This is a genomic window from Collinsella tanakaei YIT 12063 (genome assembly GCF_000225705.1).
Lineage (GTDB): Bacteria > Actinomycetota > Coriobacteriia > Coriobacteriales > Coriobacteriaceae > Collinsella > Collinsella tanakaei.
In genome coordinates, this window is record NZ_JH126469.1 from 351101 (window position 1) to 357900 (window position 6800).

Below are 6800 nucleotides of genomic sequence, written 5' to 3' on the forward strand. Positions count from 1 at the left end.
TATGGCTCCTCAGTTCATCCTGATTACCGCGCCGGGCAAGATTAACCTATACCTTGGCGTTCATCCCCATGGGACGGATGCAGAGGCGGAGGAGTCCGGCTACCATCGCGTGGATACGGTTATGACCGCGATCGACCTGGCGGATACCATCGCCATGGCGCCTCATGACGAGCTGCTGGTTCGCATGGTGCCCGAGGCGGATTTTCCCATGGAGCAGAACTCCGCCTACAAGGCGGCCATCGCCATGGGCGAGGCGTTTGGTCGCGACCCCAATTTCGCGATCTTGATCGATAAGCACATTCCTGTGCGCGCCGGCCTGGGCGGGCCGTCTGCGGACGCCGCCGCGGTCATCATGGGTCTGTGCTATTTCTGGAAGATCGACGCCACAGATCCACGTATCGATGCCGTCGCGCGCTCCATTGGCTCTGATGTGGCGTTCTTCCTGTATGGCCCGCCGGCGTACCTATCCGGCAGGGGCGACGCGATGCAGGAAATGTACCGGCCGCTCACGGGAACGCCGCTGGCGCTGGTAAAGCCCATGAACGGCGGGGTGAGCGCGGCGGACGCCTACGCTGAGTTCGATACGGATCCGGTTGCGCCCGCGGATATAGAGCCCATGCTCCAGGCTATGCGCGACCATCGCGAGCAGGATATCTTTGCGAACATCCACAACAACCTGGGTGCGGCGGCGCTCAAGCTCTCGCCCGAGATGGCGGACATTCTCGAGTGGCTCCGTGCGCAGGACAACGTCCGCGCCGTGGATGTATGCGGTTCGGGCTCGTGCCTCTTTGCGGTATGCAACACGCAGATGGCGGCCGAGAAGATCGCGCTGTCCGCACTTAAAGACCACGGTTGGTGGGCCCAGGCCGCCAAGATGGAGAAGAGCGGTCCTTTTATCGCTGTCGGCTAAGCTGTACCCAGGTCCAGGGTTTGGAATAGGCAGCGTGATGATGTGGACGAAAAATATCTCTGGTATTTCTCGTCCGCCTTTGGTACTATAGTCGAGCTAACGGGTTGTGGCTCAGTTTGGTAGAGCACTGCGTTCGGGACGCAGGGGTCGCTGGTTCAAATCCAGTCAACCCGACCATTGCATGATAAAGGGGTCAAGGCATTAGGCTTTGGCCCCTTTTGCTATGTAGGTGAACTGATGCACGGCTTACCAAATGCTGATATTGATGCCCGTCAAGCGTGTAAAATATGGCGGTGTTGTCATTCGCAGTACAGGCGCGGTATACTCAATCGAGCTTTACAGGCACGGCCAGCGTTGGCCGGATCGCGCAAAGGCGGCGATTTTCCGATGCGCCTCGCATCGACTCTACGTATTTGGAGGAAGTAACATGCGACTTGGTCCTATGGAGCTCGTAGTCATCCTGGTTGTGGTCCTGCTTATCTTTGGTCCCAAGAACCTTCCAAAGCTCGGCAAGGCTTTTGGCTCTACCGTCAAGAACATCCGTGAGGGCATGGAGGGTGACGACAAGGCCGAGGAGGTCGAGTCCGAGACCGTGGTCGAGGATGAGGACGATGCGGAGATTCGCGAGCTTGAGGCAAAGCTTGCCGCCGCTAAGGCCAAGAAGGAAGATAGCGCTCAGCACGCTGAGTAAACGCTTCTCTCACAAGGGGAGAGCGGCGACCGGTTTCCCCTGGTAGGGTCGACCGGTCGCTTTTGTTGTTTGGAGTACCGTTGGCGAAAGGCTCGCTGCACCGCAGCGCCGCCGACAGATGTAGCAAGGAGTTCTGCGCATGGACGCAAGCCAGATCGTACTGACCGCAGAGGGCCGCAAGAAGCTCATGGATGAGCTTGCGTGGCGCGAGGGCGAGAAGAGCCGTGAGATCGTCGAGCACATCAAGGAGGCGCGCGCATTCGGCGACCTTTCCGAGAATGCTGAGTACGACGCCGCCAAGGAAGAGCAGGCCAAGAACGCTGCTCGCATCGCCGAGATCCAGGCTATCCTCGCAAACGCCAAGGATGCCGAGAGCGGCGAGTTCGGTCTGACCGTTTCCATTGGCAGCACCGTTTCCCTGGTTGATGGCGACGGCGTCGCTACCGAGATCACCTTGGTCGGTACCACCGAGACCAACTCTCTCGAGCACAAGATCTCCAACGAGTCCCCGGTCGGCCGCGCCATCATCGGTCACGGCGAGGGCGAGACCGTCGAGATCATCACCCCGGCTGGCAAGCGCCGCGTCTACACCATCACCAAGATCACGCGCTAGGCTTTCGGTCCCGCGCACAGGTAACAGTTCGCTCCCTGGGACCGTCAGGCCTCAGGGAGCGTTTTATTGTAAAAGGAGAGAACATGGCTGAGAACCAGTCCGTCGATGCGGCCGCACAGGACGCTTCGACGCTGAATGACGAGCGCGCCCGCCGCCTCGCCGATCGCGCCGCGCTGTACGCCGCCGGCAAGAATCCCTATCCCGAGCATTCCGACGTCACCGACCATGCCGCCGACCTGCTTGAGCGCTATGCCGGCTTGGCAAACGAGGAAGAGGGCGCCGAGACTGTCACCGTGGGCGGCCGCATCGTCGCCAAGCGCGGCCAGGGCAAGATCATGTTCCTGGTCCTTCGCGACCCCTCCGCTGACATCCAGCTGTTCTGCCGCGTGAACGATGTCGAGGAAGCTTCCTGGGAGGTCTTGAAGGAGCTCGACCTGGGCGATATCGTCCAGGCGACCGGCGTTGTGGTCCGCACCAAGCGCGGCGAGCTCTCCGTTGCCCCCCGTACGGCCAAACTGCTTTCCAAGGCGGTTCGCCCGCTGCCCGAGAAGTTCCACGGCCTCTCCGACAAGGAGACCCGTTATCGTCAGCGCTATGTCGACCTTATCGTGAACGAGGACGTTCGCGAGACCTTCCGCAAGCGCTCCGCGATCATCTCCACCTTCCGCCGCTACATGGAGGATAACGGCTACATGGAGGTCGAGACCCCCATCCTGCAGACCATTCAGGGCGGCGCCACCGCTAAGCCGTTCATCACCCACTTTAACGCGCTCAATCAAGAGAACTACCTGCGCATCGCCACCGAGCTGCACCTCAAGCGCCTGCTTGTGGGCGGCTACGAGCGCGTCTTCGAGATCGGCCGCATCTTCCGTAACGAGGGCATGGACCTCACCCATAACCCCGAGTTCACCACGATGGAGGCCTACCGCGCCTACTCCGATCTCGAGGGCATGAAGGAGCTCGCCGAGGGCGTTATCAAGGCCGCTGCGCACGCCGTCGGCCTGGAGGGCGTCATCGAGTACCAGGGTCAGCAGATCGATTTGTTCTCCAACTGGGAAAGCCGTCCCATGACCTCCATCGTCTCCGACGTCCTGGGTCGCGAGGTCACGCTCGACACCCCGGTCGAGGAGCTGCGCGCCGCCTGCGCCGAGCGCGGTATCGAGACCAAGCCCGAGTGGGCCGCCGGCAAGCTGGTCGCCGAGCTCTATGACGAGCTGGGCGAGGACACCATCGTGAATCCCACCTTTGTATGCGACTACCCCGTCGAGGTGTCGCCTTTGGCCAAGCGCAACGAGGACGACCCGCGTCTGACCCATCGCTTCGAGCTGGTGATCGCCGGCCACGAGTACGCTAACGCGTTCTCCGAGCTCAACGATCCGGTCGATCAGGCCGAGCGCTTCGCTGCCCAGATGGTCGAGAAGGCCGGCGGCGATGATGAGGCCATGGAGTACGACGAGGACTACGTGCGCGCCCTCGAGTACGGTATGCCTCCGGCGGGCGGCATCGGCATCGGCATCGACCGCGTGGTCATGCTGCTCACCAACTCCACGTCCATCCGCGACGTCCTGCTGTTCCCGCACATGAAGCCGGAGAAGGGCTCCAAGAACGGCGCCGCCGCCGCTAAGGCAGCTCAGGATGCCGAGGCTGTTGCCTCCTCTCCCTTTGTTGCCCCCAAGAAGCCCACGCTCGATTACGGCAAGCTCGCCATCGAGCCGCTGTTCGCAGACTTCGTCGATTTCGATACGTTTGCCAAGAGCGATTTCCGCGCCGTCAAGGTCAAGGCGTGCGAGCCCGTGAAGAAGAGCAAGAAGCTGCTGAACTTCACGCTGGACGACGGCTCGGGCGCCGACCGTACCATCCTCTCTGGCATCCATGATTACTACGAGCCCGAGGACCTGGTCGGCAAGACGCTTATCGCCATCACCAACCTGCCCCCGCGCAAGATGATGGGTATCGATTCGTGCGGCATGATCATCTCCGCGGTGCACGCCGAGAACGTTGCCGAGGGCGAGGAGCCCGAGGAGCGCCTGAACGTGCTGATCGTGGATGATTCCATCCCCGCGGGCGCCAAGCTGTACTAACGGCGCTTCGCGGCGGAAGGCTCTATGGTCCTTGCGCGTACATCAAAATGAGAACGGCGGGCCACTCCGAGAGGGTGGCTCGCCGTTTTGCTGTTATGAGGCAGCGCAGCAAGTTGTTGGACTTGCTTATCGCCCCTCTATGGCATCGAGCATTTCGTCATACATATCATTGCGAAGCTCGATCCAGGTTTTGCCTTCAAGAAGGTTGTCCGTTGGGCCTGTATAGCCGCATTGCTGGGCAACGGAGATGACGAGTCTGGCGCCATGCTCTATGAGGGCCAGTTTGCGCGCCGTTTCTTTGGACGAAAGGCCCGGGTGAGCAGTCGTTTGGATCGCAGTTTCCACTGGAGCCTCCTTGCCATATCGTATGTAGCTTTCTGTACCCAGCGATTTAAATGGCACCATGTCTATAGATTATGGAACGGGTGCGCTGCAGAATCAAACATGAATAGAATCATCGTCCAAAGGCATATCATAGTGCCGTTCCCTGCTGTTTTTGGAACTGCCAGCGTATTGACACGGCTCGTCTCTAGGATCTTTGGGAATATATAGCGTGTATGCAAAAGGCAGTTCCACAATGCGCCAAGGAGGACAGCACATGGAATACAAGATCGCTGGATACAAGCCCGAGAAACTGTTTCATTTCTTTGAGGACATCGCCGCCATTCCGCGCGAATCCCGTGATGAGAAGGCCGTCAGCGACTTTTTGGTAGCTTTTGCCAAGGAGCGCGGCCTGTGGGTGTACCAGGACGATGTATACAACGTCATCATCAAGAAGCCCGCGAGCGCCGGCGCCGAGGGTGCCCCCGCCGTCATGATGCAGGGCCACATCGATATGGTCTGCGATAAACTGGCGGGCGTTGAGCACGATTTCAAGACCCAGGGTATCGACCTGGTGGTGAAGGACGGCGTACTGAGCGCCAACGGTACCACTCTGGGCGCGGACAACGGCGTCGCCGTGGCGCTGATGCTCACTATTTTGGACGATGACTCGCTGGCTCACCCCGCCCTTGAGTGCGTGTTCACCACGGATGAGGAGACCGGCCTGGTTGGAGCCGAGACCCTGGACAAGTCCCAGATCGACGCGCGCATCATGATCAACCTGGACTCTGAGGAAGAGGGCGTGGCGACCGTTAGCTGCGCCGGCGGCGTTGTGGCGACCTATACGCGTCCCGTCGCCCGCGAGCACAAGGCCGGCAGCGCCCTTACCCTTGAGATCTCCGGTCTTTTGGGTGGGCACTCCGGCGCGGACATCCACCTGGAGCGCGGCAACGGCAACCTGCTGATGGCCCGCATGGTCGAGCGCCTTATGGCTGCCGGCGATCCCGCGCTGGTGACCTTCAACGGCGGTACCAAGGACAACGCCATCAACCGCGAGTGCAAGGCCGTCTTGGTTTACCCCGACCACGCCGCCGCGGAGGCGGGCGCCGCCATCGCAGCCAGCATTGTTGAAAACATTAAGGTTGAGCTGGAAGTGTTTGACCCGGGCTTCGCCTGCGCTATCGCGGTCGAGGACGGTGTTGAGGTCGACGCTATGAGCAAGGACGATGCCCTTGCGCTGGTTCGCGCTCTGCGCCTTGCCCCCAACGGCGTGATGCGTCGCAACGTCGCGGCGGACGGCTCCGTCGAGGTTTCCTCCAACATCGGCGTGGTCGCCGTCACCGATGACCAGATCAAGATTTTGCTGTCGCCCCGCTCGTCCATCAAATCGTTGCAGGACGATGTGAAGGACCGCATCGCCACGCTGGCGGAGGTCCTGGGCTTTGACGTGATCTTTGAGTACGAGTATCCGGGTTGGAGCTACGTGGAGCACTCGCCCGTGCGCGAGGTCTTCCAGGAGAGCTACCGCGAGCTGTTTGGCACCGAGCTGCGCATCGAGTCCATCCATGCCGGCCTTGAGTGCGGCCTGTTCGCCGATGCGCTGCCCGGTCTGGATGCCATCGCCGTGGGCCCGCAGCTCTATGACGTCCACACGCCCGATGAGCATATGGAGCTGGCATCTTTCGAGCGCTTCTACGTGCTGCTGGTCGATGCGCTGCGCCGCCTGGCACTGTAGGGGACTTATCGGGTCTTCACTTTATAACTCTTGATAAAGGCGCTGCCGCGATGTGCGGCGGCGCCTTTTTAATATGAGTTGAACATTGTCAAGTGGCAAAACGTCCCCGCCCCCCGGGGAGCTACCGCGGGGGGCGGGGACGACCTATCTTCACCCGGGGGACGCGCCGCTTGAGGGCGTGTCTGCTCGACGCACGTTCGGCACTCTAATATCCGCGGGTCGGAACCGCATTTCGTTGCTACGGCTGGGGGCCTCCGGCTTCATCGCAGTCTCGTGGCGGGCGTGGCGGTCCCCCGCTGCCCAGAAAAAGGAACTGGAATGGCCTCCCAACGGCCTCGAGCGCGGCGCGCCCCGGGGTCGGACTCCTATCTCGCCGCGGGCGCTACCGGACCATGAGCGCTATCGCCCAGACCCAGCAGGCCATCTCGCGGGCCGTCGCGCAGTTCGCC

General features: G+C 61.2%; 6 protein-coding genes and 1 tRNA gene. 6 read left to right on the plus strand and 1 reads right to left on the minus strand.

The window, feature by feature from the left end; all coding sequences use genetic code 11:
• The first annotated feature begins 1 nt into the window (after position 1).
• The 5 genes from ispE to lysS all read left to right on the plus strand — a co-directional run bounded on the left by ispE (position 2) and on the right by lysS (position 4295).
• Positions 2-910 (plus strand): 4-(cytidine 5'-diphospho)-2-C-methyl-D-erythritol kinase, encoded by a 909-nt coding sequence (gene ispE, locus HMPREF9452_RS06710; protein WP_009141375.1) that lies wholly within the window; start codon positions 2-4, stop codon positions 908-910.
• A 100-nt stretch (positions 911-1010) separates the two neighbouring features.
• A tRNA-Pro gene (locus HMPREF9452_RS06715) sits at positions 1011-1087 on the plus strand.
• A gap of 250 nt (positions 1088-1337) precedes the next feature.
• Positions 1338-1601 (plus strand): twin-arginine translocase TatA/TatE family subunit, encoded by a 264-nt coding sequence (gene tatA / locus HMPREF9452_RS06720; protein WP_009141376.1) that lies wholly within the window; start codon positions 1338-1340, stop codon positions 1599-1601.
• Positions 1602-1740: 139 nt separating this feature from the next.
• Positions 1741-2214, plus strand: coding sequence for a transcription elongation factor GreA (gene greA / locus HMPREF9452_RS06725; protein ID WP_009141377.1), 474 nt, complete (start codon positions 1741-1743; stop codon positions 2212-2214).
• Positions 2215-2297: 83 nt separating this feature from the next.
• Positions 2298-4295 (plus strand): lysine--tRNA ligase, encoded by a 1998-nt coding sequence (lysS, locus tag HMPREF9452_RS06730; protein WP_009141378.1) that lies wholly within the window; start codon positions 2298-2300, stop codon positions 4293-4295.
• 126 nt (positions 4296-4421) lie between these two features.
• Here the strand turns inward: lysS and HMPREF9452_RS06735 are convergent, their stop codons facing one another.
• Positions 4422-4640, minus strand: coding sequence for a hypothetical protein (locus HMPREF9452_RS06735; protein ID WP_009141379.1), 219 nt, complete (start codon positions 4638-4640; stop codon positions 4422-4424).
• A 253-nt stretch (positions 4641-4893) separates the two neighbouring features.
• Here HMPREF9452_RS06735 and HMPREF9452_RS06740 point away from each other — a divergent pair, with 253 nt between their 5' ends.
• Positions 4894-6351, plus strand: coding sequence for an aminoacyl-histidine dipeptidase (locus tag HMPREF9452_RS06740; RefSeq protein ID WP_009141380.1), 1458 nt, complete (start codon positions 4894-4896; stop codon positions 6349-6351).
• Positions 6352-6800: the final 449 nt, after the last annotated feature.